Source organism: Pseudomonas promysalinigenes (assembly GCF_014269025.2).
Classification (GTDB): Bacteria; Pseudomonadota; Gammaproteobacteria; order Pseudomonadales; family Pseudomonadaceae; genus Aquipseudomonas; species Aquipseudomonas promysalinigenes.
Genome location: NZ_CP077094.1, coordinates 1,940,949 through 1,965,869, shown reverse-complemented (window position 1 = coordinate 1,965,869; position 24,921 = coordinate 1,940,949). Strand labels below are relative to the sequence as shown.

The window sequence follows — 24,921 nt, the reverse complement described above, 5'->3', positions numbered from 1 at the left end:
ACGCTCCTGATTGTTCTGTTAGCGCATTGCCACCACCCTAGTCAGCCCCCTACTATTTTTGAAATTTTCATTTTCCATTGCATGTATTTACCACATGAATATTGCCAACTTCGACCTCAACCTTTTGCGTGTGCTGGATATGCTGCTGCGCGAGCAGAATGTGTCGCGAGCCGCAGAACGCCTGGCTTTGACCCAGCCCACCGTGAGCAACGCCCTGGCGCGCCTGCGCGACCTGCTGGGCGACCCGCTGTTGGTGCGGGTGGGCCGGCGAATGCGCCCCACTCCGCGCGCCTTGGCCCTGGAAGGGCCGATTCGCGCCGCCCTGCAACAGATCGAGCAAACCCTGGGCACCGGCAACGCCTTCGACCCACAGCTCAGCCACCGGCAACTACGCATTGCCCTGACCGACTTCGCAGAACAGTTGTGCATGCCCAAGTTATTGCACACCTTGCAGACCCAGGCGCCGCATTTGCGCATCGACGTTCAGCACCTGGCTCCACACCTGCCGGCCGAGGCCTTGGACCGTGGCGAACTCGATCTGGTGTTGGGGCGCTTCGATGAGGTCCCTGCACGTTATGAACGACGAACGTGGCGCCGCGAAACCCTACGTGTTGCAGTGCGCAGGGAACACCCTGACGTGCACGGCACGCTCGACCTGCAGACCTTTCTGGGGTTGCGCCACCTGTGGGTACACGGCGGCCAGACCCGTGGCATGGTCGACCAGTGGCTGGCCGAACAGGGCTTGGCCCGGCGCATCGTCTACACCACACCCAACTACCTGCAGGCTGCGCACCTGGCGGCCACCTCGGACCTGTGCGTCGTGTTACCCACGGCGCTGGCACTGCATTTCGCAGAGCTGCTACCGCTGCAGGTGCTAGAGCTGCCGCTGGCCCTGGAGCCGTTCGAGCTGGAGCTGGTGTACCTTGCCCACCGCCAACACGATCCGGCCTTGGCCTGGCTGGTGGCGAGGATCATGGAGGTAGGTCACGGCTGAGCCATCGCATTCAGGCATGACTCGCCATGCAAGAGTGGTATTGGTTAGCCTGCGACCTCTGTCCTTAGAGTGGTCGCCAGCCCATAACAACAAGGACCACCCGATGCGCCTACGATCATTGCCCTGCCTCCTGGCCCTGGCATTGCCCTTCACTGCACTGGCCGAGGGGCCCGCCAAAGAGGCCACCGCGCTGACTCGCCAGATCAACCAGCAGTGGTTGCAGCGCCTGCCGTTCGCCGACCGCAGCGATTTCGACAACGCCCGCCGGGGCCTGCTCGAGGCCGTTGACCAGGCAGTGGTCAACGCCGATGGCAAACCCGTGTGGGACCTGCAGCGCTACGCCTTTCTCAATGGCCAGGCACCGGCCACCGTCAACCCAAGCTTATGGCGTATCGCTCAGCTCAATAGCATTGCCGGCCTGTTCAAGGTCACCGACGGTATCTACCAGGTCCGTGGGCTGGACCTTGCCAACATGACCCTGATCGAAGGCGAGCACGGCCTGATCGTGGTCGACCCGCTGCTATCGGTCGAGACCGCAAGGGCGGGCTTGGCGATGTACCTACGCCATCGCCCGCAAAGGCCAGTTGTGGCAGTGATCTACACCCATCCACACGTCGATCATTTCGGTGGCGTGCGGGGGGTGATCGACGAGGCCGATGTCAAAGCGGGCAAGGTCCAAGTCATCGCCCCTCAGGGGTTTTTCGAGCATGCCATCAGCGAGAACGTTCTCGCCGGCCCCGCGATGAAGCGGCGTGCCCAGTACATGTATGGCGCCCCCCTGCCACGCGGGCCTCGCGGCCAGGTGGATGCGGGGCTGGGCAAAGGGGTGCCGGCCAACGCCACGGTCAGCCTGATCGCCCCCACGCGGCTGATCGACCAACCGTTGCAAACCCTGCAGATCGACGGGGTGAACATCGAGTTTCAGCTGACCCCTGGCACCGAGGCGCCGGCCGAGATGAACCTGTGGTTGCCACAGTTCAAGGCCCTGTGCATGGCCGAAAACGCCTCCCATGTGCAGCACAATGTGCTGACCCTGCGCGGGGCCCAGGTGCGTGATGCCAAGGTATGGGCGCATTACCTGGACCAGTCGCTGGTGCGCTACGGCGAGCAGGCCGAGGTGGTGTTCGCCCAGCACCACTGGCCCACTTGGGGCGGTGCAGCGATCCGCGAGTACCTGGCCGATCAGCGGGATATGTACGCCTTCATCGACAGCCAAACACTGCGGCTGATCAACCGCGGCCTGGGCCCCACCGAAATTGCCGCCGAGCTGACCAGCCTGCCGCCACGGCTGGCCAGCAAGTGGTATAGCCGCGATTACTACGGCTCGCTCAGCCACAACGTGCGGGCTGTATACCAGCGCTACATGGGCTTCTACGATGGCAACCCAGCCACCCTGGACCCACTGCCACCCAGCCAGGCCGGTGCGCATTACGTCAAGGCGCTGGGAGGGGCCGAGCGAGTGCTGGCACTGGCCGGTGATGCCTACGCCAGTGGCGATTACCGCTGGGTCGCCGAACTTACTCGGCACCTGGTGTTCGCCCAGCCAGACAACCAGCAGGCCCGCCAATTGCAGGCCGATGCGCTGGAACAGCTGGGCTACCAGAGCGAGAATGCCACCTGGCGCAATGCTTACCTGACCGGCGCGCAGGAACTGCGCAACGGTGTCGCGCCAGGCGCGAGCCAAGGCGGCAGTGCCGAGGACCTGGTGCGCGCGCTGACCCCTGCATTGTTCTTCGATTACCTGGGTGTACGTGTGGATGCGGCCAAGGCCGCCGCGCAAGATCTGACCATCAACTGGCGTTTCAGCGACCTGGACCAAGACTACGCCCTGACCCTGCGCAATGGTGTGCTCACCCATCGCGACCTGGCCCGCCACCCACGGGCCGATGTCGAGGTGACGATGAGCAAGGCCACCCTCGACCAGATTGCCCTGAAACAGACAGGTTTCCTCAAAGAGGCCACCGTGGGGGGCATCGACATCGCAGGTGAACGGGCCAAGTTCCTACGCTTCATGGGGGGGCTCGATGAGCCTGATGGCCGGTTCGCCATCGTCACCCCCTGACCCCCCCTTGACCACAGCTATGAGGCGTCAGCGCAGCCCTTGGCTGCGCAGCGCGCCGGGCGAGAAGTGCGAGGCGCTGGTGACGAGGTCGAAGGTATACGGCTTGGGCTGTTCATTGGTCAGGCCCGAGAGTTGATAGCGACCAGTGCGCAGATCGTAGATCGCCTCCATGGCATTGACCAAAGCCTGGCCAGTGACGTGGTAATAACTATGAGCCTGGGCCGTGCGCCACAGCCGGCCCTGCTGGTCGAAGAAATCGGCTTCGACGATGGCCCAACTGTCCTCGTCCAGATAATAGCGGCGGCTGGCGTAAATATGCTTGGCTCCAGGTTTGAGCGTACCCACCACTTCCCACACCCGGTGCAGCTCGTAACGGGTGGCCTGCGGCCGTACATGGCCCGGCCCGATCAACGCAGCGTAACCCAGCAGCGGCGAAGCCAGGCGATAGCTGTTGTAGGGCACGTGCAGTGTCTTCTTGCCCACCAGGGTCCACTGGTAAAGGTCTGGCGCGCCGTTGAACATATCGCGGCTGTCGGCAGTGCGCAGGCCGGCCGTGCCTGGGGTAATGCTGTCGTACGCCAAGGCAGGGGCACGTCGCACTCGCCGCTGGCTGCTGCTGTACAACCACGACAGGCGCGGCTGCGCCACTTGGTCGAGGGTTTCGTGCAGTACCACGGCATCACCCGCCAGCCGCGACGGAGCGGTCATGCGGTAGCTCAGGTAATACAGCACAGTGCTCGGATCGCCATCGCGCAGCACATCGGGGCGGGCGAACGTCTGCTGAAAGCTCATGGTGGCGTAGCGCCCATCGCCACGTGGGGTGATGCTGTCCGAAACCAGGCTGTAGCTGGCGTTGCGTGGTCGGGTCAGGTGGTTCCACAGCACCTGCAGTCCGTTGCCTGGGTAGGGAAACGCCAGTACGCCAGCAAACCCCGTCAGGCCATTGCCGTCATTGGCCAGCCTTGCACTGGCTGCATTGTGCTGGGCCCAAGCCTGCACCTGGGGCGCAACGGCAACACTGCGGTGCGACGGATACACCGGCAGGCGAAACGATTTGGGGTAACGCTCGATCAAGGCCACCTGCCCGGCCGTGAGCTGATCGCGATACTGGCGGTAATTGTCGGCACCGATGATGTAAAGCGGCTGCTCGTCGGCGTAGGGGTCCAGCGGTGTGCCATTGAAAGCCAGCGACACCTGCCCGCTGCGCAGCCCACCGTCCCAGGCCGGAATGCGGCCATCAGAGCTGGGCCCACGCTCGGCGCCCACCGGGGTCAGGCCCTGGGGTGTAGGCATGGCTTGGGCGTGCAGGGCCAGCAGGCTGGCATTGACGAGCAGAATACAGCGCAGCAAAGCGGCAGGTTTCATCGCAGTTGGCCTCTTGTTGTTGTGTTGTGCCGGCCGGGCTTGCCTTGGCCCGCCCTTTCGAGGTGATACTAGGAGCCGCGCTTGGAACCCCACAAATAACGTGTTCGGATACGTGCCATATCAGTTCGGCATACCTTTGGAATCTGCTGCAATGACCTTGAAACAGCTCCGCTACCTGATCGCCATCGTCGAAGCCGGCAGCTTCTCCTCGGCTTCGCGTCGTGCCTACATAGCCCAGCCGGCGCTGAGCCGGCAGATCAGCCTGCTGGAAAGCGAGCTGGAAATGCAGCTGCTCGACCGCCAGCACGATGGCATCGCCCTGACCGATGCCGGGCGCCAGCTTTACGAAGTTGCCCGCCAGGTGGTGCAGAAACTCGACTCGGTGAAAGACGAGCTCAAGTCCAGCCGTGGCGACCCCAAGGGCCATGTCGCCATTTCGATTCCGGCAACTGCCGCCGAATTGCTGCTGCCAGAAATCCTCAGGCGCGCCGAGCAGCGCTTCCCCGGGGTGACGCTGACGGTGTGGGATGGTTTGAGCCGCGAAGGCGGCCAGGCTATCGAACTGGGCCGTGTGGACTTTGGGGTGGTGCCCAATGCCGAGGAACTCGACCATGTCGAGGCCGAGCCGATCTTTACCGAAGCGTTGTACTGGGTCGGCAGCTCAACCCCCGGCACCCCCGACACCATTACCCTGGCCGAAGCCATTGCCACCCGCCTGGTGCTGCCGCCCCGTGGGCTGCACCTGCGCCGGCGCATCGAGCAAGCCGCCATGGAGGCAGGTGTGCCCCTGAACGCCGCCTACGAACAGCAATCGGCGCCCGGCATCGCCAGCCTGGTACGCGCAGGGTTTGCAGCGACCATCAGCAACTGGCCGCCACTGAGCCAACTGCTCGAGCCCACGGCAGCGCGGCGTATCGTCGAGCCCAGCATCAGCCGCACCATTGCCCTGGCGCATTCGCAGCACAAGCCCCTGTCGTTCGCGGCCGGTTGCCTGCGAGACCTGGTGCGCAGCGTGCTGATCGACCTGGTCAACAGTGGTCAATGGCGCGGTGAGCTGATCGGCAGGCAAGCCCAGCCGCTGGAGTCGGTACTGGGCGTTCAGCTGGCGGTTTGAGCCCGCACCTGCCGCCCTTGCACATCCGCCCCGTGCAAGCGCTGCAAGGTGCGCTGCGGGTTGAGGCTGACCAGGCCGGCCAATCCCGCTATCACCAGTACCACGCCGCACACCAGGAAGCCTTGGGCATACCCTGCCGGGTGTGCGGCACCCGCGCCTTGCACCAGCACACCGGTCACTACCGGCGCCGCCAACCCCGCCAGCGAGGCGATGCCGTTGCCCATGGCGAGAATGCCCCCACGCTGGCCTGCGGGGGTGAATTCGGCAAGCATCGCTGGCCCGACCGAGTACATGACCAACGCCAGCCCACCACTGAAGGTCAACGCACTGACCCGCACAGCGGTGCTCAGCCCCGGCAGTACCAACGACGCCGACAGCAGCCCAGCCACTATCAGACAGGCCGAAACGAACACCCCACGGGCCAGCCGCGACGGTAGGCCCTGGCGCATCAGGCGCTGTGAAAGCCAGGCGAGCAGCAGGCTCAAAGGCGTGGTCACGATCACGAACATGACGAAAATCCGCCCGGTCTGCAGCGGGTCGATACCCAGCCCCACCTGCAGGTAGCTGGGCACCCAGGTCAGAGTCAGGGCCAATGACCAGTTGGCGGCGAAGTGGCACAGGTAGTTACCCAACACGCAGGGGTCGCTCAACAACTTGCGGTAAGCGATGGCCGGCTCGTCAGCCTGCAACTGGCTGGCACGCAAGCGCTCGAGGGTGCCTTCCTGCCCCAGCCGCCACCACAACAGGCACCAGACCAGCCCGATCACGGCCAGGATGATGAAGTTGGTGCGCCAGCCATAATGCTGGCTTACCCAAGGGATCATGGCGCCTGCCACCAATAGCCCCATGGCGCTGCCTGCATGCAGCAGCGCTACCGGCAAATTGCGCCGGTCGTTGGGGAACCACTTGTACAACGCATGGGTGGCGACCGGCGAGGCGGGCCCTTCGCCAATACCCAGCAGCACGCGGCAGGCGATGATCGCCCAGAGGGACGTGGCGAACAGCATCGGTAGCTGGATCAGCGCCCAGAACACACCCATACCCAGCAGCAGGGTACGCGTGGGACGCCGGTTGGCCATGAACCCCCCGATCACCGCCGAGAGGGCGAAAAACCAATGCAGGGCGCCACCAATCAGGCCGAACTCGGTTGCCGTCAGGCCCAGCTCTTGGCTCATCGGCACCGCCACCAGGCCGATCACCACCTTGTCGAGAAAGTTGATCAACATCAGCAGCGCCAGCAGCGCGGCCACCAGCCAGGCAGTTCGGGGATTGGGCAATGAAGAATGCGCAGTCATGGGGAATACTCTTGTTATTGTTGTCAGCATGCAGGCAACAGGCCGCCACTGCGGCCTGCCGGTGGCTCAGGCGGGCATCAGCACCCCTTTGGCGATGGTATTGCGCTGGATCTCGCTGGTGCCGGTGAGGATGCGCATCATTCGGGTGGCGCGAAAAATCCATTCCACCGGATGCCCCTGCATCAAGCCGGCACCACCGTGTACCTGCACCGCCTTGTCAGCGATGCGAAACGCAGCCTCAGACACGAACAGCTTGCACATCGGCGCCTGGGTGCGGATATCGCCCCCTGCGTCATTCAACTGGGCGGTGGCGTACACCATGCTGCGTGCAGCATGCAGCTCGGTGGCCATGTCGGCGATCATGTGGTTGACCGCCTGGAACATCGAGATCGGTTGACCGAACTGCTTGCGGCTGCGGGCATGCTCGACCGACAGCTTCAGTGCCAGGCCGGCCAACCCCAGCAGGGTCGGGCAATGCAGCAGGCGGTTCAGGGTGATGCGACCCATGGCCAGTTTGAACCCCTGTCCTTGTTCACCAATCAGATTGGCCGCCGGCACCCGCACCTGGTCAAGCACGATGTCGCCGTGGGCGCCGCCACCGGACATCACCGAGTAATCGCTCTGGATGCGCACACCTGGGGCCTTGAGGTCGACGAAAAATGCCGAGATACCCTGGGCACCCTGCCCTGGGCCGGTCACCGCCAGCAGCACTGCCAAATCGGCAAAGGTGGCACCAGAAATGTAACGTTTGCTCCCGCTCAGTACGTAGTGATCGCCATCGCGCTGTGCCTGGGTGGCAATGGCGCTCGCATCCGAACCGGCCTCAGCTTCGGTCAAGGCAAAGCACACCGCTTTCTCGGCGCGGCACACCGGCTTGAGGAAAGTCTCGACCTGATAGGGGCTGGCCACCTTGAACAGGTGGCCGACCCGCGGTGGTCCCGACAGCTCACCCAGCACGTGCGGCGCGAGCATCGAGCCGGTCAGCACGGTGGCCTCTTTCACCGCACACAGGTCGGCCACGTTCAGGCCGGCTCCGCCCATGCTTTCGGGCAGCATGATGGTATACAGGCCCTGCTCGCTGGAACGCTTCCACACCTGCCGCAGCACAGACTGCGAATGCGGGCGCGCCCAGTCCAGCTGCGCTTGCTGCTCCAGTGGGCGCACCTGATCGCGGACGAAACCTTCGATCGATTCAATGATCTGCGCAGCTTTTGCACTTGGTTGATACATGGTGATGCTCCCAGGTCAGATACGACGTTCGCTGTGTTGCCAGTAGGTGTCCCGGACCAGGCGGCGCACCACCTTGCCATTGGGGTTTTTCGGCAGCTCGTTCACGAAGTCCACGCCGCGCGGCTTCTTGAAGCCAGCCAAGGCGCCTGCGCAACGCTCGATGAGCTCAGCGGCCTGCAATTGCGCACCGGGCTTGAGCACCACCACCGCACGCACCGCCTCGCCCCATTGCGCATCAGGCACACCGACCACTGCCACTTCGAACACTTCGGGGAAGCCGTAGATCACCTGCTCCACCTCGCTGGGATACACGTTGAAGCCACCGGAAATGATCATTTCCTTCTTGCGATCGACGATGAACACGTAACCCTGGTCATCGACCGTCGCCAGGTCACCGGTGAGGTAGTAACCGTCGCGCATGACTTCGGCGGTGAGCGCCGGAGCCCGCCAGTAGCCCTGCATGATGTCGGGCCCTTTGACCACGATCTCACCAACCTCGCCAGGCGCCACATCTTCAAACGCGTCATTGACCACCCGCAGGTCGGTGTCGAAATAGCAGCGCCCACAGGAGGCCAGGCGCCGGTAGTCGCCGTCCTCGACCAGGTGGTCTTGCTCGGTCAGTACCGTCACCAGCGAGCAGGTTTCACCGGCCCCGTAGCCCTGCGCAAGAATCGGCCCGAACAGCTCAATGGCCTTTTTCACCAAGGCTGGTGCCATCGGCGCCGCGCCATACATCACAAGCTTCAGGCTGGACAGGTCGTAACGCTCGACGCCTGGGAAATTCACCAGACGGTTGATCATCGCAGGTACCAGGAACAGGCGCGTCACCCGTTCGCGCTGGATGGTCTCCAGCAGCAAGCGGTCGTCGTAGCGATCGAGCAGCAGGTTGCAGGCACCGACTGCCAGCAGTGGCATGATCTGCATGCCACTGGCATGGGTAATGGGCCCGACATGGGCCATGACGTCGCCCGGCCCGGAACGCCGGGTTGGGCTGGCAATGCTTTTGCGCACCAGTGCCTTGCGGTTACCGAACGACAGCATGGCGGCCTTGAGCACACCGGAGCTGCCTGAGGTGTAATGCAGAACGGCCAGCGCATCGTCGGCCGGGTCATGTGCCAGTGCGGTATCGCTGCCACGCTCGAGCAACGCGGCATAGCTCAGGTCACCGCCATCCCCGTCCAGCACGATCACCTGGCGCAACAGTGGCAACTGCTGACGCCGCGCTGCCAACGCCTGGGCGAAGCGAGCGTCGGTGATCACGGCAACACTGCAGGAGTCTTCCAGCACCCGCACCACTTCATCCAAAGACAGGCGTGCATTGATTGGCACCTTGACCATCGCCGCCTTGTACAGCGCCACTTCAGCCTCCACCAGCTCCACGCGGTTGGCGGCAAGAATCGCTACATGCTCGCCAGCGGCCAACCCCAGCGTTCCCAGCCCATTAGCCAGTCGATTGCTGCGGCGTTCCAGTTGGGCGTAGCTCAGGCGCATCTGGCTGTCCGCCACGGCGATGTGCTCGGGCCAGTAGCGGGCACTGCGGGTTATGATCTTTCCAAGGTTCACGTTGTTGTTCTCGTCGACAGGAAGACATCGACGATGCTAAACAGCCGTGGGCGGGCAGATGTAATACTAGATTCCGATGCCGGCCATAGCATTATTAGCTGGCGCCGGTTGGCGCACTTGGCGAACGGGTGCCGGTGGGTACGGCACCCATTGCTTTAGGTCGGCGCGCCAGTGCTGTGGTGGTCAGCCTCGTCCGTAGCCCTTGCTATTACGCGGCGGTTCAAACGCTTCGTTAAGTTCGGGCAACGCGGTCACTTTGATCGAGCGCACGGGTACAGCGAACCTGGCGCCTATGCGCGAAAAGCATTCGAGCAAGCGGAAATTGATCGCCTGCTGAATATCCATGTACATGTTGTACCCAGGGTCCTGCACGATGTAGACGCACTCGAACTCCAGCGCCTCCTTGCCAAACCCGCGCAGGTGGGCTCTGTCAAAGCGTGCATGTTCCTGCGCCCGGATAGCCTCCTCCACGATGGCTGGGGCTTTTTTCACCGCTTCAGTGGGCGTGTCGTAAGACAGTCCGAACTCGAAGACAATGCGCCGCTCCTGCAGCCGCTTGTAGTTCTGGATGGTACTGCTGATCATGCTCGCATTGGCCATGACGATCTGCTCACCACCCAGGCTGCGGATACGGGTAGTTTTGAGCCCCACATGCTCAACGGTGCCGGCCAGTGAGCCAATGACGATGAAATCTCCCACTTCGAATGGTTTGTCCACGGCAATCGACAGCGAAGCGAACAGGTCGCCTAGTATGTTCTGCACCGCCAGTGCTACCGCGATGCCACCGACACCCAAGCTTGCGATGAAGGCGGTGATGTTGACGCCCAGGTTGGACAACATCGCCAGTACCACGATCGACCACAGCAGCACCCGGGCACCCCAGGCCGACAACGTCGCCAAGGCGCTGCCTTGGTACAACCCCTGCCCGCCGTGGCGTGTGATGTAGTGAACCAGCCCCAGGGCGATGGCACGGTTGAGCCACAAGCCGATCTGCAGGGCGGCCACTACGAACCACAGGCTACTGACCCTGTCCAGCCAGCGTTCAGGCAGGTCGAGCATGCTTAGCCCCACCAGCAGCGAAGCCAACAACAACAGCAGGTTACTGGTGCCGGCCAAGACTTTGGCCAGCACCTGGCTGAGCATCCCGGTAGACTCCACCCGGCGCCGCATGAAGCCTATGGCAGCCCGCGCTACCGTGAAAGTGACAGCCGCAACGCATAGCGCCAACAGCCAATTGAGCACTGATATACCGAACACGCTGTGGTCCGTAACCAAGTCGGTGATGCGCTCGTACATGAGTGGCAAGCCTCCTGAGTGTTTGAGTTGAAGCGGACATGCCTCTTCTCTGACGCCCTGTGCTCCCGTGAGGTCGATTGGATGTCCGCTCAGCGATGGCCGGTCGGATCGAACCGAGCCAGGTGTGCCCGTGCAAGGTGCGTGAGGGTCACTGCACCTTGCACCGCGAAGTGGCGTAAAGCCTCAACTCACCACGTGCAGGTAATGCAGGTGGCGCTCGTATTGATCGAGGATGTCACCGATCACATCGTCCCGGCTCCAGCCCATGATGTCGTAGTCCTGCCCGCCTTCACGCAGGTGCACTTCTGCGCGGAAGTACTTGCGGCCATCGGTACTGTCGTCGGTATCGCGCATGACGAAGCTGGGCGTATTGAAGGCGCGCGGACGAACCTCGTAGAGAAAGCGCCCTTCCCCGGCATGGGAAAGCTCAAGGGCGACCCGGCCATCCTCACGCTCATTCACGGCCACCTCGTAGCCTTGCTTGCGCAGCTCCAGTGCGACCTCTTCGCAGGCAGGCTTGACCACATCGGCGATGAAGCGCGTAACGTGCGCACGGCGCGGCATCATGGCGATATTGCGCAGCCGGCGCTGCCAGCCACCGTGGGGATGACGGGCATGCCCAGGCCCAGGTAGCGCCTGGTTGCGCAGCCCGCGGCGCGTGGCATCCAAGCTCAGAGCTTTGAACAACCCCCACATGGCTATCAGCAAGATGGCTGCGAACGGCAGCGCCGAGGCGATGGTAGCAGCCTGCAGGGCTTTAAGGCCGTTGGCCAATAGCAGTGCAATGGCCACGGCGCCCATGCTCAGCGACCAGAAAATCCGTTGCCATAGGGGCGAATGGCTCTGCCCCGACGAGGCCAGCATATCGACCACCAAAGCGCCCGAGTCTGCAGAGGTGACGAAGAACACCACCACCATCAGCACCGCGACCAGGGAAATGACCGTGGCAAACGGGAAGTGCTCAAGAAAGGCAAATAGCGCCAGCGAGCTGTCCTGACCAACGACGGTAGCCAAATCTTGTATCCCATCGTTGAGAATCATCCGAATGGCGGAGTCACCGAAGACCGTCATCCACAGCAAGGTGAAACCCGCCGGAACGAACAGCACCCCACAAACGAATTCGCGGATGGTACGCCCGCGGGAAATACGCGCGATGAACAAGCCTACGAACGGCGACCAGGACAACCACCAACCCCAGTACAACAGGGTCCACCCACCAATCCAGTCGGTCGGTTCATAGGCATAGAGGTTGAAAGTCTTGTTGACGATATCCGACAGGTAGGCGCCGGTGTTCTGGATATAGGTCTGCAACAAGAATACGGTTGGCCCCAGTATCAATACGAATAGCATCAAGATCACCGCCAAGCTCAAGTTGAGCTCGGACAGAATGCGGATGCCTTTATCCAGCCCGCTGGCGACCGACAGTGTGGCCAGGCCGCAAGTTACCGCGATCAGGATTACCTGCACCGTGGCGTTGATGGGTAAGCCGAACAGATGATTCAAACCGCTGTTGATCTGCAGCACGCCATAGCCCAGAGAAGTGGCAACGCCAAACACTGTGCCGAGAATGGCGAAGATGTCGACCGCATGACCAATAGAGCCGTGGATACGCTCCCCAATTAAAGGATACAGCGCTGAACGCAGCGTTAGCGGCAAGCCATTACGGAAACTGAAGTAAGCAAGGATCAACGCCACCATTGCGTAGATCGCCCAGGCATGCAGGCCCCAGTGGAAAAACGTGATCTTCATCGCTTCACGTGCCGCGGCGACGGTGCCGGGCTCCCCGACCGGGGGCATGGTGAAATGCATCACCGGTTCGGCGACCCCGAAAAACATCAGGCCGATACCCATACCCGCAGAAAACAACATGGCGAACCAGCTGCTTTTACCGTAATCCGGCTCGCTGTGATCAGGACCTAGTTTGATGTCACCGTAGCGACTGACCGCCAGGAACACCACACTGATCAATACCAGCGCAACGGTTAGGATGTAAAACCAACTGGCATTAGTGATGATCCAGCTCTGGACGCTTTCGAACAGGTCTTGGGCATGCGCCTGAAAAGCAGTGGCATACACGACGAGCAAAAATATCAATAGAGCGCTGGTATAGAAGACCGGAGGATTAAGCGTGGTCCTGGGTTTTGGTGCTGCAGTCATTTGCGGCGGCTCTCCTTTGGTGACGGTGTGCACGGCGTGCCAAAGATGACTTGGACCAGCGTTCAACCAACGAAGTGCCAGATCGTTGAACCGTCATTGCTTGAAAATGCCTCAAACCGTAACGCCACCCGCATAAATTCTCAAACACTGGCCTTTGAATGCCAGCGGCAGCTGCTCTATGACAATCCTTGCATGCTGTGAGCTAACGCCCAGCCAAGACGGCCGCGCAGTGGGCCTGTTTGTGAGCATGGTCAAGGCCATTGTCTCGTTCAAGCTCATTCTCAATTCATTGATATTGCTTTCACTGAATTTTCACGCCTGCTACGGCAGTCTTTAGCTATCCCTACGTGTGATAGACCTTGCCCGCCTAGCAGCGGGCTTTCTTTTGCCTGCGGTTTTTCACGCGCGAGCGCAACGTATCCAAAGGCCAGGGTCATGGGTTCAGGCCAGCTGGATGTACACCGAATAGCTGCCCAGCAGCACCCAGAACACCAGAAAGATCCAAGGCGTGCGTAACGAAAACAGCAGCGATTTTCGATGCCCGGCACGCGAAGTCTCGGCCTCGCAGAACAGCGGCGACTCGTCGTAGGCCAGCCCCATTAACGGCTCGCTCTGCAACAGGTGGCTTTGCTTGAGCTGCCAGTGATCGATGATTCTGTACGCCGCCCGAATACCCGGCCAGGCGTTGAGTGAGCTGAGTACACCTAGCAAAGCAAGAAACGCTGGCACAATCAGCGTAAACATTTCCCCCCAACCATCGTTGAGGTTGCCCATGGCAGAAACAAAGGCGATAACCAAGAAGGACTGCGCCGCCAGGTAGGCATCGGTACGGTTGGCCAGGATGCTGGTTTCGTATTGAATTTCACGCCGATAGAAATCCAGACGCTCCTTGGGCGAACCAAACATCCTGGCATCGTGCTCGTCGATTTCGTGCTCAGGGGTGGTTGGGGTGATGATTCGAGGCACTTGCTGCTCCGCAAATTTGCGCCCAAGCCACGAAAAGGGCTTGAGTCTGACCTCGGTAGAACAAGGGTGAGGCTGCAAATTCAATCGAATCGGTTCAATTGACCGCTCGTCGCTCGATGCGCCGATTGAACCAAACACGTCCCGGCAAGGCTTCTCGAAACCTGTGAGTGCGTTCTCAACTACAGGAGCTCGAATCATGCGTGAATTCCCTACCCCGCCCTTCCCTTCGCAGCCACAAAGCGTGCCGGGCTCACAACGCAAGATGCAGCCGGCTCCTGACTGTGGCGAGCAGTCATACATCGGCCATAACCGATTGGAGGGCAAAATTTCCCTGATCACAGGCGCGGACAGCGGCATCGGGCGCGCGGTAGCCATTGCCTATGCCCGTGAAGGTGCTGACGTGGCCATCGCTTACCTGGATGAGCACGACGACGCCCAGGAAACCGCACGCTGGGTCGAGCAGGCAGGCCGTCGTTGCCTGTTGCTACCCGGGGACCTCGCCCAGAAGCAGCACTGCTACGACATCGTCGAAAAGACTGTCGCAGCGTTCGGGCGCATCGACATTCTGGTCAACAATGCAGCATTCCAGATGTCCCATGAGACCCTGGAAGAAATCGATGATGATGAGTGGGTGAAAACCTTCGATATCAACATCACCGCCATCTTCCGGATTTGCAAGGCGGCGCTGCCGTCCATGCCCAAAGGCGGTTCGATCATCAATACCAGTTCGGTCAACTCCGACGATCCTTCCCAAAGCCTGTTGCCTTATGCGACCACCAAAGGCGCGATTGCCAACTTCACTGCCGGGTTGGCCCAGTTACTGGCCAAGAAAGGCATACGGGTGAACAGCGTCGCACCTGGTCCGATCTGGACGCCACTGATCCCCGCAACCATGCCCGATGAGGCGGTACAGAACTTCGGGTCAGGCTACCCAATGGGGCGGCCAGGCCAGCCGGTGGAGGTGGCACCGATCTATGTGTTGCTGGGCTCGGACGAAGCCAGTTATATCAGTGGCTCACGCTATGCCGTGACCGGCGGTAAGCCGATTCTTTAACGTACTTCGCACAGTGTCGCTGGCGCTCAAACCGCCAGCGACCGGCTGCGCTGAACCGTGCCACCGGCGCGGCACTAACCTGCGGCAAGTTCATCAATCAATCTGTGACGAGGTAACGCCATGAACGCTATCGACTTACTGATACAAGACCATAAGCTGGTGAAGAAGCTGCTTGAAGAGCTTTCCACTACCACGGAGCGAGCCGTCAAGAAGCGTGCGGATCTGCTGCACAAGATCGAGCAGGAACTGCAGATTCACACCACCCTTGAAGAAGAAATTCTTTACCCAGCCATCAAGCAAGCCGGCGGTAAGGAAGAAGCCAAGATGTACTACGAGGCCAAGGAGGAACACCGCACGGTCGATGCACTGGTGTTGCCGGACCTGCTGCATACCGAAACCGGCACTGTCGAATTCGCCGGGCGCGTCAAGGTCATGAAAGAACTGCTCGAGCATCATATCGAGGAGGAAGAAAGCGAGCTGTTCCCTACTGCCAAGAAGCTGCTAGGCAAGGACATGCTCGAAGAGCTCGGGCAGGCCATGGAAGTGCAGAAGAAAATGCTCAAGGGTGAGCAGCGGGCAGCCTAGTCGAGCGGTTACCTGCCAGCGTACACCAGGCTGGCAGGTAGTTTGATGGGCGATCGAGCAGCGACTTGGGAACAGCGTCATGGAACTTTGGATAAACTTTTTGGAGTGGCCGGCCATGCTGATGACTGTGCTGGCCGCCTGGTGTATCGGCTCACGCCGCCCTGGCCGGCGCAAAGTTGGTTTCAGCTGCTTCATTGCAAGCAACGTGTTGTGGGCCGCCTGGGGTTGGCACGCTCAAGCGTGGGCATTGATCATCTTGCAGTTGTGTTTGTGCGCCATGAACTTGCGTGGGTGGAAAAAGAATTCCCAACTGCAGGCCGTGAGATGAAACCATTGATGGCACCTTCAAATACCGCGCAGCTACACTAGGGCGCACATTAATCAGCAGCGCTGCAGGCTGGCCCTAGCAGATTGAGATCCGTCCTATTCTGGACGCAGTTGGCACTGGCTAGGCTGGCGCCGATGAAACTTGACCATCTGATCCCAACCGCTCGCTCGACGCTGGCCACGCCCAAGGCGGCCCGCAAGCTGCTGCACCTGTTTGCTTTCAGCCTAGTAGCAAGTGTCTACATTGGTGCCTACAGCTACCTGCGGGTGACGCTGAACCAGGAAATCTCCTCACGGCGCAGTTACATGAACGAGGCGGTATTCGAGGCCCAGGGGTTCTTCGTCAGCCGCCAGACACTCCTCAAAGGCCTTGGCTTGTCGACCGTTCGTCAGCCTACTCTGGCCGCCGCCCAGGCCAACAATGTGCCTGAAGAAGAGATCCATATCATTCTGGGTGTGGAGCATGAAATCTGGAGCCTCTGGCTGACCCGGCGCATGTTGGACTACCTGCGGGTCAACCATGTCAACCTGCTATACGTGCCGCAATCTTCTCAAGACCAGGTACAAAGGCTATTCACCGCAGGCGAAGCTGCCCAAGCGCTCCCAACGCAGGTGCTCAAGCAAGTGCGTTCGGCCAACGACAGCCCCTCTTCACAGGAAGAACTGTGGCTCACCGACCCAGCCCAGCCGAACGCTTCGCTGTACATCTTCATACGCATGGACGAGCGCAACCTGGCGTCAGGATGGTTGGGCCTGGAGGTGGATAGCCCCAATTTGATTCAGGCGCTACAACATGACCAGGCAGGTGATTTCAAGCTGCTCGACGCCAGCGGCCGGCTGATCGTGGGCAACGCTGCGCTGCCATCAGGGGGTGATGACCCCGAGGTTGACGCCGCCACCCTTGCAGGCTTCGGCTGGGAGGGCGGCGACTGGTTACCGGAACGCCTGACCATCCGTAAACACCTGGACTATTCGGGTTGGCAGATCGTCTACAGCGTCCAATTGAAATCCTTGCTACCGGCCATGGTACTGCCGCTGGTGGTTGCGCTGTTGGTCTGTTTGATGGCGACCGTATTCATGGTGTGGCTGGTCAGGCGCATCGATCAGCGGCTTATCGTGCCAGCCGCCGCGCGGATCGACGCATTGATCGAAAGCGAAGCCTTTTGTAGCACGGTTATCCGCATCGCACCCGTCGCACTGTGCGTGCTTCGCCGCAGCGACGGCGCGGTGGTACTGGAAAACCCTCTTTCTGAGCAATGGCTGGGCATGGATGGTGAACGCAGACGGCTATGCCGCCAGTGGATCGAGAACGCTTTCGATGGTGAAGCGCCGCGTAGCAGCATCGATGAACTGCAAACGGCCGATGGGCGTCACCTGTACTTGAGCTATGCGCCAACCCGCTACCAACGTGAGGACGTGCTGATATGCGCGTTCAGCGATATTACCGAACACAAGGCCGCAGAACTTGCCCTGCAACAGGCGCGCATGCTTGCCGACGCCGCCAATGAAGCCAAGACACTGTTCCTGGCGACCATGAGTCATGAAATTCGCACACCGCTGTATGGCGTGCTAGCCACTCTGGAACTGCTGTCTCGCACCCAATTGGACACCCAGCAGCGTGGTTACCTGACGGCGATCGAGGGCTCGTCGGCGACGCTGTTGCAGCTGATCTGCGACGTATTGGATGTTTCCAAGATCGAAGCTGGGCAACTGGCCCTTGAGTTGAGCGCCTTTTCACCCCTGGTGCTGACCCAGGACTTGATCCAAAGCTATACCGGCGCGGCGCAAAGCAAAGGCTTGCAACTGTTTGCCTGCATCGACCCGTCATTGCCAGACCAGGTCAGAGGGGACGTTATTCGCATCCGCCAGATCCTCGGCAACCTGCTGAGCAATGCCGTCAAGTTCACCGAGACCGGGCGCATTGTCGTACGCCTGCAACTGTCGTCCCGCGAGGGCGAACGGGCCATGCTGCAATGGCAGGTGGTGGACACCGGTAAAGGTATCCCCACGCAGGATCAGCGGCAGTTGTTCGAGCCATTCTTCCAGAGCAGCCCTACCGCCAATGTGGTCGCCGGCACGGGCCTTGGGCTGTCCATCTGCAAACGCCTGGTGCATCTGATGAATGGCACGCTCAGAGTGTTCAGTGAACCTGGGCTGGGCAGCAGTTTCTCGTTCACGCTGCCATTGGAGCAGGTCACGCCTGATGCACATCAGCAATGGGCCACAGCGCTGGTCAGCGAGCGGATCTATGTGCAGTCTCAGGTTCAGGAGCTAGCCGAACACACAGCGGGTTGGCTACGCCGCTGGGGCGCACGGGCGCAGTTGGTAGGCCAGGACTCAAACAAGCTCGACCCAACCGCAGTGTTGGTTGAGCTGTGCCCAGGCTTGGCCAGCACTGCGCTCAGGCAAGACTGGAGCGGCCCGCGAATTGTGGTCGCTCAGGACGTGCACGGCATCTTGCAGGTGGACGCACGCACCTGGTCAGCCGGCTTGAACAACCTGCACGCGTTGAACCGTGCGGTCAGCCAGGCACTCGGTATAGCCCAGCACGGCGAACCTGCGCCGCTGCGCGAGCCTCAGGAAACCCAGCTGAACCTGCACCTGCTGGTGGCAGAAGACAACATGGTCAACCAGTTGATCCTGCGCGACCAACTAGAAGAGCTGGGCTGCACGGTGGCCCTGGCAAGCGACGGGCTCGAAGCGCTTGCGCTTTGGCAGGACGCAGACTTCGACATCGTCCTGACCGACGTGAACATGCCACGCATGAATGGCTATCAGCTCACTCAGGAGCTTCGCGCGCTCGGCTGCAGCGTGCCGATCATCGGCGCCACCGCCAATGCAATGCTCGATGAGGCAGAGCGTTGCCTTGGGGCAGGCATGGACCATTTTCTCGTCAAACCTTTCACGCTGCATGCGCTGTACCAATGCCTGCAGCCCTACCAGAGAAGCGCGTCTTGAACGTCTATCGTGTATTAATAGTCGAGGACCACCCCTTCCAACACCAATATCTGACAACCGCTTTCCAAGCAGCGGGAGGGTTCGAAGTCGAGTTGGCATGGGACGGTGCGACCGCCCTGCAGCGCCTTTCGCGCAATTGCTATGACCTTTTGCTGACCGACCTGATGATGCCGCAGATGGACGGTGTACAGTTGGTCCAACAGCTGGCGCAACTTCATCGCCCCCCTGCGCTTGCCCTGATGACCGCAGCCTCTCGACGCATGCTGGTAGGTTGCGGCCAGGTAGCCAAGAACCTGGGACTGCAAGTTGCCGGCCTGATATCCAAACCAGTGCGCGAGGCCGAGATCATCGGCTTGCGCAAACGCCTGGACGAGCTTAACGAGCAGGCTCGTGCCTTCAGCAGCAGACCGCGTGGCTGCCGCTCGGGTGATACACTGGCCAAGGCCTTGCAGAGCGGTGAGATACAGGCCTGGTTCCAACCAAAAATGTCACTGCGCGATGGCAGAATCGTCGGTGCCGAGGCCCTGGCTCGCTGGCTCCATCCCGCCGAGGGGCTACTGATGCCAGGCGCGTTCATCGAGGAAATCGAAAACGCGCAGCTGGATATCGAGTTGCTCACCAGCATTCTGGGCCAGACGCTTTCTGCCCAGGCGCAGTGGGCGCAGATGGGCCTGACATTACCGGTTTCGATCAACCTGCCGACGCATCTGCTGGATCAATATGACCTGGTCGACCGGCTGCTCGCCCAAGTCCGCGTCAATCAGGCAGACCCCCGACAGATCACCTTCGAACTCACCGAAAGCTCCACCACGCAGTTGTCCAGCAACTATTACGCTGGAGCCTGCCGCTTGCGGCTGATGGGGTTCGGATTGGCTCAGGATGATTTTGGCAAAGGCTACAGCTCGTACTTTAATTTGGTATCCACGCCGTTTACCGAGCTGAAGATCGACCGCTCGCTGGTGCTGGGCTGCGGCGAAAACGATGGCTTGGCATCAGCGCTGCGCAGCATCACTGAACTGGGGCGAAAACTCGGCTTGGTAACCGTCGCTGAGGGCGCGCAAACCCGCGCCGAGCTTGACGTGCTGCGCCGTGCACAGTGCGACCAGGTGCAGGGGTTCATTATTTCCCCTGCAATTGACAGGGTTGAATTGGCAGCGCTACTCAAGGAAGATGGCCCCCGGCCAGCACTTTCATGATTGAGTGAGGTCAAACGTTTCAGCTCATGGATGTGAAGCCATTTTCGATGGCGTTCGATGCTAATTGCAGTAGGACCTGCTAGCCCCCAACCCGTCAACGCCGAGCCCATTCATGAAACACGCAAGCTTGCAACTCGATAAGCTGGCGCTGAGTTCTCAGCGCCTGAACAAAGCCTTGCTGCTGCTGGCTGGCTTGGCGCTGCTGCTTTCCAGCACCTGCTACTGGGCTGTGTCTCGGCTACTCGAGGCGGAGCAGCAGCGTGTGGACTTTCACTTCGCGCGGGTCGTTGAGATCATTCACGAGCACGAAACTTTTCTGCGCAACGTGGCTGCAGGTTACCGACAGAGTAGTAGGCCTGCATTGCAAGCGGTGCAATCAGTTTCCATAGTGCAGACCAGCCCCCTTGGCGACCAAGTGTTGCTCAAAGCCAAAGGCTTTGAACACTCGCTGCCGTTTTCCCTGGCACACACCAAGGACTTCAGCAAGGAAGACCAGGCCCGTGCTCTGGCGCTGGGCGTACAAATGACCGACTACTACGGCGGCTTCTGGTCAAGCTCCTTCTATGCATCCCCTCAACTGTTCGTTCTTGACCCCGGTGGCAAAGCCAGCCTGGCGATTCCTGGCGCAGAGGTTGCGCGGCAACGTCTGCCCCTGCTGCACGACAAATATGCCGACATCATCAACCGTTTGCAGCAACTCAGGCCTTCGCAAACGTTACTTGCCGATCAGCAAGTGCACTGGATGCGCGCCCCTCTGAAGCTGTACAAGGACCACCGCAGTATCGTCGCGATGATAGGCCTGGATGCTTCCAACGCCCTGCTGCCCCCCGCGCAGGCAACGGGCCTGCTCATCCTCGCCGCGGCCGTGGACACAGCGCAAGTCGACGAATTCGAGCGCTTGCTGCAACTGTCGGCCTACAACCAGTTCACCTTGATTTCACCCCAGGGCGACGTGGTGCTGGGTGCACTGGGTACCGATGAGGCTGTACCGGTAGGGCTCAGCTTCAACCGCCAGGGGCTGCACTTCAAAATGGTTTCCCCGATCGGGGAGCGCTGGACCGGCCTGTATGCCGTTTCGTACCAGGACTTTCTGCGCTATGCCAAATGGCCGCTCATGGGCCTGCTGTTGACCTTCATCGCAGCGATCATCGTCGGCTTGTGGATTAACCATTGGTACAAATCCCGGATCGTTTTACCGGCCCAGCGGGCCCAGGTGCGCCTGTTCGAGAACGAAGCGTTCAACCGCCTGATGCTGCACAACGCACCGGTGGGCTTGTGCGTGCTGCGCCGCAGCGACCGCAAGCTGCTGCTGGACAATGAGCGTGCCGTGCAACTAGGTGCGACGCCGGCTGTGATCCAGCTACTGGAGAGCCATGATGGCGACCAGGCGCCGGGCGAAACCTGCCTGTTGGTCGACGGCCGCTACGTGCAAGTGGTGGTAGTGGCTGCGCGTTACGAGGGGCAGGACGTGTTCCTCTGTGGCTGTAACGACATCACCCGCCACGTCGACGAAACCTTGATGCTCAACCAGGCGCACCGCCGTGCCACGGCTGCCAATGAAGCCAAGACGGTGTTCCTGGCGACCATGAGCCATGAAATTCGCACCCCCCTGTACGGGGTGCTGGGCAACCTGGAGCTGCTGTCACTGACCGAGATGACCGAGCGCCAGCGCCACTACCTGGAGGTCATCCAGGGTTCATCCACCGTGCTGTTTCAGCTGATCAGCAACGTGCTGGATGTGTCGAAGATCGAGTCGGGGCAGATGCCACTCGAAGAAGCACCCTTGGACCCGAGCCAACTGGTCGAGGACGCAGTGGTCGCATTCTCTGCAACGGCGCGCAACAAGGGGCTGGATATCGAAGCTGAGGTGGACCCGCAAGTCCCAGGCCAAATCAAAGGTGATGCCGGTCGGCTACGGCAGATCCTGCATAATCTGTTGGGCAACGCCATCAAATTCACCGATTCAGGCCGCGTGCGCCTGCGCCTCACCGTTCAAGAGCGCACCGCCGACACTGTCTTGCTGCAATGGCAGGTAACGGACACGGGCGTCGGGATTGCTGAAAAAGCCATGGAGCAGCTGTTCAAACCCTTTTACCAAGTCGCAGCAGGCCAGGACGGCAATGGCGCGGGGCTTGGGCTTTCGATCTGCAAGAAGCTGAGCGAACTGATGGGCGGCAGTATGCGTGTGGTCAGCGAGCCAGGGCTGGGCAGTAGTTTCTCACTGTTGATTTCGCTGCCCGTGGTGGATGCCCCGCCGCCTGCGCCTGCGACCGCCCTGATACCCTCGTGCCTGGATGCGCCCTGCCTCAACGTGCGCGTGCTGGTGGCTGAAGACAACCCTGTGAGCCAGGCGGTGCTGCGTGAGCAACTCGAAGCCCTGGGCGCACACCCCACCGTCGCCAACGACGGGCAGCACGCTTTGAAGCTTTGGCACACCCAGCCGTTCGACCTGGTCATCACCGATATCAACATGCCGAAGCTCAACGGCTATGAGCTGGCCCAAGCGCTGCGCTCCCAGGGTGTGGATGTACCAATCATCGGCGTCACCGCCAACGCCCTGCGCGAAGAGGGTCAGCGTTGCCTGGCGATGGGTATGAGCGCCTGGGTAGTCAAACCGTTGAGCCTTGGCATGTTACGTCAGGCCCTCATGTCCCATTGCCGCAAAGCCACCGGGTTGCTGCCCATGCAAGCAATCGCGCAACCTGACGCGGTACAGGATCAAGAAGGCTGGATCGAGCTGTCTGCTGCCATGCGTGAACTGATGGCCAAGACCTTGATGGCGGATATCGCTCAAATCGAGCAAGGCTTGCTGGAGCTGGACGCCACTGCTGTACGCCACCGCCTGCATAGCCTCAGTGGCGCACTGGCCAGCGTGCACGCCCAAAGGCTGTACCTGCTTAGCCAGCAACTGGAGGAAGCACTGCACGCAGGCCCCTTGTCTGAACCGCTGGTACAGCAGATCAGAGCCCTGTGTGCTCGGCTAACGGCAGTGTCGAAATGCCTGAGCGAGCAAGGCTGATGCCACCTACAACCCCAAGAGTATTCGTACATGCCCGATCTGAATGTCGTCATCGCTGATGACCATCCCATTGTCTTGCTCGGCGTGCGCGAAGTCGTCCAGCGCGATGGGCGCTATACCATCGTGGGTGAAGCGGTCAGCTCCAGCGAGCTGATCGAACAATTACGCAAGCATCAGCCCAGCCTGCTGATCACCGACTTCAACATGCCCGGCGATGCCACCTATGGTGATGGGCTGAAGTTGATCGAGTACGTGCTGCGTAACTTCCCACAAACCCGGATCCTGGTCCTGACCATGGTCTCCAACAGCCTTATCCTCACCCGCTTGCAGGAACTGGGTGTGGCCGGCGTTATCCAGAAGAACCAGCTACATCAAGAAATCGAGAAAGCGTTGACCGCGCTGAGCAAACAGCGCCGCTATGTAGGCCCTGCAAGCGAGCCCCGGTGGGTGACGGGCGAGCAAGGCCAGGTCGAGGAGCGTTTTCAAAGCCTATCGCCGCGCGAGATGGAGGTGCTACGGCTGTTCGTAACAGGCATGACCGTCAGTGACATTGCACGGCAGCTGTGTCGCAGCAACAAGACGGTAAGCGCGCAGAAGGTTTCGGCAATGCGAAAACTGGACGTGGATACAGACCAGGCACTGCTCACCTACTGCATCGAGGCGCGGCAGTTTACTTGAAGGTAGCAGCGCGATCATCGGCACCCTGGGCGGTGGGGTGCACGAAGGTCAGAGATAATCGATGACCATCAACACTTGGGACTGATAGTTACCCACCGCCGGTGGCTGATCCCCAACCATTACCGAGCGGGCGCCCAAGTTCAGGCGCAAGCCAGTGCCAGACACTGCGATGCCCAGAGCTTCATTCAAACGCATGTCCAGGGCTGTAGCCCCTTGACTGTCATCACGCAGGCGCAGGCGCAGGCCCAAGCCGTCAACGGTCGTGCGCAAGGTCACGCCATCGTACGCTGCGGCGGCGGCCACGAATCGTAACTTCACCTGGGTATTTTCGGCGCAGCGAAACTCCAGAGGCACTTCAGCCCATTGTGAAGTGCCGGCCATCAATGTGTTGAGGCTGACCGCAGGCAGGGTAACCGTCTGATTGACCGGAAACAGAGTCGTGCACAAGGGGCGAACCAATGTGCCCGATACCCGGACTTCGCTAGCATCGAGCGCATGGCCCATGGCAGGCAGACAAAAAAGCGCGGCAATTGCTGCCTTGACCAGTGGTTTCATTGCAGGCCTCATCGAATTACAGGTAGGTGATGTTCACCACGGCCGAGGCTGAGAATGTGCCCTCGCTGAGGGTGCCTTGGGCAACCAGTTTCGCTGACATCCCAAGGTCGACACTGCCCTGGACATTGCTCACGGTACGAGCAGTTCCGCGAATATTGACGGCGGCATTGTTATCCTTGCGCGTCAATTGATAGCCCAGGTTCGTGCGGCCCGCCGAGGCAATGGTGTCGGTCAGCGCCCCCGAGGCGGTCACCGCGATGGTGAAAGAAGAATTGGGTGGGCAGCTGAGTGTCAGCGGCAGATCGATGGACGGTGCTGCCGCCACTTTGTCGTATTCGATACTGCCGAAGTTTGCAGTGAGCGTTTTGGCGCTGGTTACTGTGCAAGGCGGCCGGGTCAAGGTGCCGCTGACATTGATGGTAACGGTGTCGCTTGCGGCTTGCGCGCTGGCACAGACCAGCCAGGAACTTGCGGCAAACAGGAGTGCATATTTCATAGTTGTATCCC

General features: G+C 60.8%; 19 protein-coding genes. 10 read left to right on the top strand and 9 right to left on the bottom strand.

Annotated features, from left to right (window positions below; all coding sequences use genetic code 11):
* Nucleotides 1–94: 94 nt before the first annotated feature.
* Both HU725_RS08970 and HU725_RS08965 read left to right on the top strand, forming a co-directional pair.
* A complete protein-coding gene (locus tag HU725_RS08970) occupies nt 95–994 on the top strand; it encodes a LysR family transcriptional regulator (RefSeq protein ID WP_186476933.1) in 900 nt (299 codons plus the stop codon).
* 103 nt (nt 995–1,097) lie between these two features.
* Nucleotides 1,098–3,056, top strand: a complete 1,959-nt coding sequence (locus tag HU725_RS08965; protein WP_186476932.1) for an alkyl/aryl-sulfatase — start codon at nt 1,098–1,100, stop codon at nt 3,054–3,056.
* Nucleotides 3,057–3,083: 27 nt separating this feature from the next.
* On the opposite strand, the gene HU725_RS08960 is transcribed toward HU725_RS08965, so the two are convergent.
* Nucleotides 3,084–4,421 carry a DUF1329 domain-containing protein gene (locus HU725_RS08960; RefSeq protein ID WP_186476931.1) on the bottom strand — a complete coding sequence of 446 codons (1,338 nt, stop codon included), beginning with the start codon at nt 4,419–4,421 and terminating at the stop codon, nt 3,084–3,086.
* 151 nt (nt 4,422–4,572) lie between these two features.
* On the opposite strand from HU725_RS08960, the gene HU725_RS08955 reads away from it, so the two are divergent.
* Nucleotides 4,573–5,535 (top strand): LysR family transcriptional regulator, encoded by a 963-nt coding sequence (locus HU725_RS08955; RefSeq protein ID WP_186476930.1) that lies wholly within the window; start codon nt 4,573–4,575, stop codon nt 5,533–5,535.
* Here HU725_RS08955 and HU725_RS08950 read toward each other — a convergent pair.
* The 6 genes from HU725_RS08950 to HU725_RS08925 all read right to left on the bottom strand — a co-directional run bounded on the left by HU725_RS08950 (nt 5,520) and on the right by HU725_RS08925 (nt 14,042).
* Complete coding sequence (locus HU725_RS08950) at nt 5,520–6,830, bottom strand: MFS transporter (RefSeq protein WP_186476929.1); 1,311 nt, start codon at nt 6,828–6,830, stop codon at nt 5,520–5,522. The two genes, HU725_RS08955 and HU725_RS08950, sit on opposite strands and share 16 nt — an antisense overlap.
* A gap of 66 nt (nt 6,831–6,896) precedes the next feature.
* Nucleotides 6,897–8,060 carry an acyl-CoA dehydrogenase family protein gene (locus HU725_RS08945; RefSeq protein WP_186476928.1) on the bottom strand — a complete coding sequence of 388 codons (1,164 nt, stop codon included), beginning with the start codon at nt 8,058–8,060 and terminating at the stop codon, nt 6,897–6,899.
* A gap of 15 nt (nt 8,061–8,075) precedes the next feature.
* Complete coding sequence (locus HU725_RS08940; protein ID WP_186476927.1) at nt 8,076–9,623, bottom strand: AMP-binding protein; 1,548 nt, start codon at nt 9,621–9,623, stop codon at nt 8,076–8,078.
* Between the two features lie 183 nt (nt 9,624–9,806).
* Entirely contained in the window at nt 9,807–10,919 is a 1,113-nt protein-coding gene (locus HU725_RS08935) for a mechanosensitive ion channel family protein (RefSeq protein ID WP_060479029.1), read from the bottom strand.
* Nucleotides 10,920–11,102: 183 nt separating this feature from the next.
* Nucleotides 11,103–13,076: a BCCT family transporter gene (locus HU725_RS08930; protein WP_186476926.1), complete on the bottom strand. Its 1,974-nt coding sequence runs from the start codon at nt 13,074–13,076 to the stop codon at nt 11,103–11,105.
* A gap of 441 nt (nt 13,077–13,517) precedes the next feature.
* Nucleotides 13,518–14,042, bottom strand: a complete 525-nt coding sequence (locus tag HU725_RS08925) for a hypothetical protein (protein WP_060479031.1) — start codon at nt 14,040–14,042, stop codon at nt 13,518–13,520.
* Between the two features lie 196 nt (nt 14,043–14,238).
* Here HU725_RS08925 and HU725_RS08920 point away from each other — a divergent pair, with 196 nt between their 5' ends.
* The 7 genes from HU725_RS08920 (at nt 14,239) to HU725_RS08890 (ending at nt 23,859) form a co-directional block, all read left to right on the top strand.
* The gene (locus HU725_RS08920) at nt 14,239–15,096 is read left to right on the top strand and encodes an SDR family oxidoreductase (protein ID WP_186476925.1); all 858 of its coding nucleotides are present in this window, start codon (nt 14,239–14,241) and stop codon (nt 15,094–15,096) included.
* Nucleotides 15,097–15,216: 120 nt separating this feature from the next.
* On the top strand, nt 15,217–15,681 hold the full coding sequence (locus HU725_RS08915) for a PA2171 family ribosome-binding persister protein (RefSeq protein WP_060479033.1): 465 nt from the start codon (nt 15,217–15,219) through the stop codon (nt 15,679–15,681).
* 79 nt (nt 15,682–15,760) lie between these two features.
* Complete coding sequence (locus tag HU725_RS08910; RefSeq protein ID WP_225915523.1) at nt 15,761–16,009, top strand: hypothetical protein; 249 nt, start codon at nt 15,761–15,763, stop codon at nt 16,007–16,009.
* Nucleotides 16,010–16,143: 134 nt separating this feature from the next.
* Nucleotides 16,144–18,966: an ATP-binding protein gene (locus tag HU725_RS08905; protein WP_186476923.1), complete on the top strand. Its 2,823-nt coding sequence runs from the start codon at nt 16,144–16,146 to the stop codon at nt 18,964–18,966.
* Complete coding sequence (gene pvrR, locus HU725_RS08900; protein ID WP_186476922.1) at nt 18,963–20,162, top strand: response regulator cyclic di-GMP phosphodiesterase PvrR; 1,200 nt, start codon at nt 18,963–18,965, stop codon at nt 20,160–20,162. Before HU725_RS08905 ends, pvrR begins: the two co-directional genes overlap by 4 nt.
* A gap of 112 nt (nt 20,163–20,274) precedes the next feature.
* The gene (locus tag HU725_RS08895; protein ID WP_186476921.1) at nt 20,275–23,181 is read left to right on the top strand and encodes a hybrid sensor histidine kinase/response regulator; all 2,907 of its coding nucleotides are present in this window, start codon (nt 20,275–20,277) and stop codon (nt 23,179–23,181) included.
* A 30-nt stretch (nt 23,182–23,211) separates the two neighbouring features.
* The gene (locus HU725_RS08890; RefSeq protein ID WP_186476920.1) at nt 23,212–23,859 is read left to right on the top strand and encodes a response regulator; all 648 of its coding nucleotides are present in this window, start codon (nt 23,212–23,214) and stop codon (nt 23,857–23,859) included.
* 48 nt (nt 23,860–23,907) lie between these two features.
* Here HU725_RS08890 and HU725_RS08885 read toward each other — a convergent pair whose 3' ends face one another.
* Nucleotides 23,908–24,414, bottom strand: a complete 507-nt coding sequence (locus tag HU725_RS08885; protein WP_186476919.1) for a fimbrial protein — start codon at nt 24,412–24,414, stop codon at nt 23,908–23,910.
* A gap of 16 nt (nt 24,415–24,430) precedes the next feature.
* Entirely contained in the window at nt 24,431–24,910 is a 480-nt protein-coding gene (locus HU725_RS08880) for a fimbrial protein (protein ID WP_060479039.1), read from the bottom strand.
* Nucleotides 24,911–24,921 lie beyond the last annotated feature (11 nt).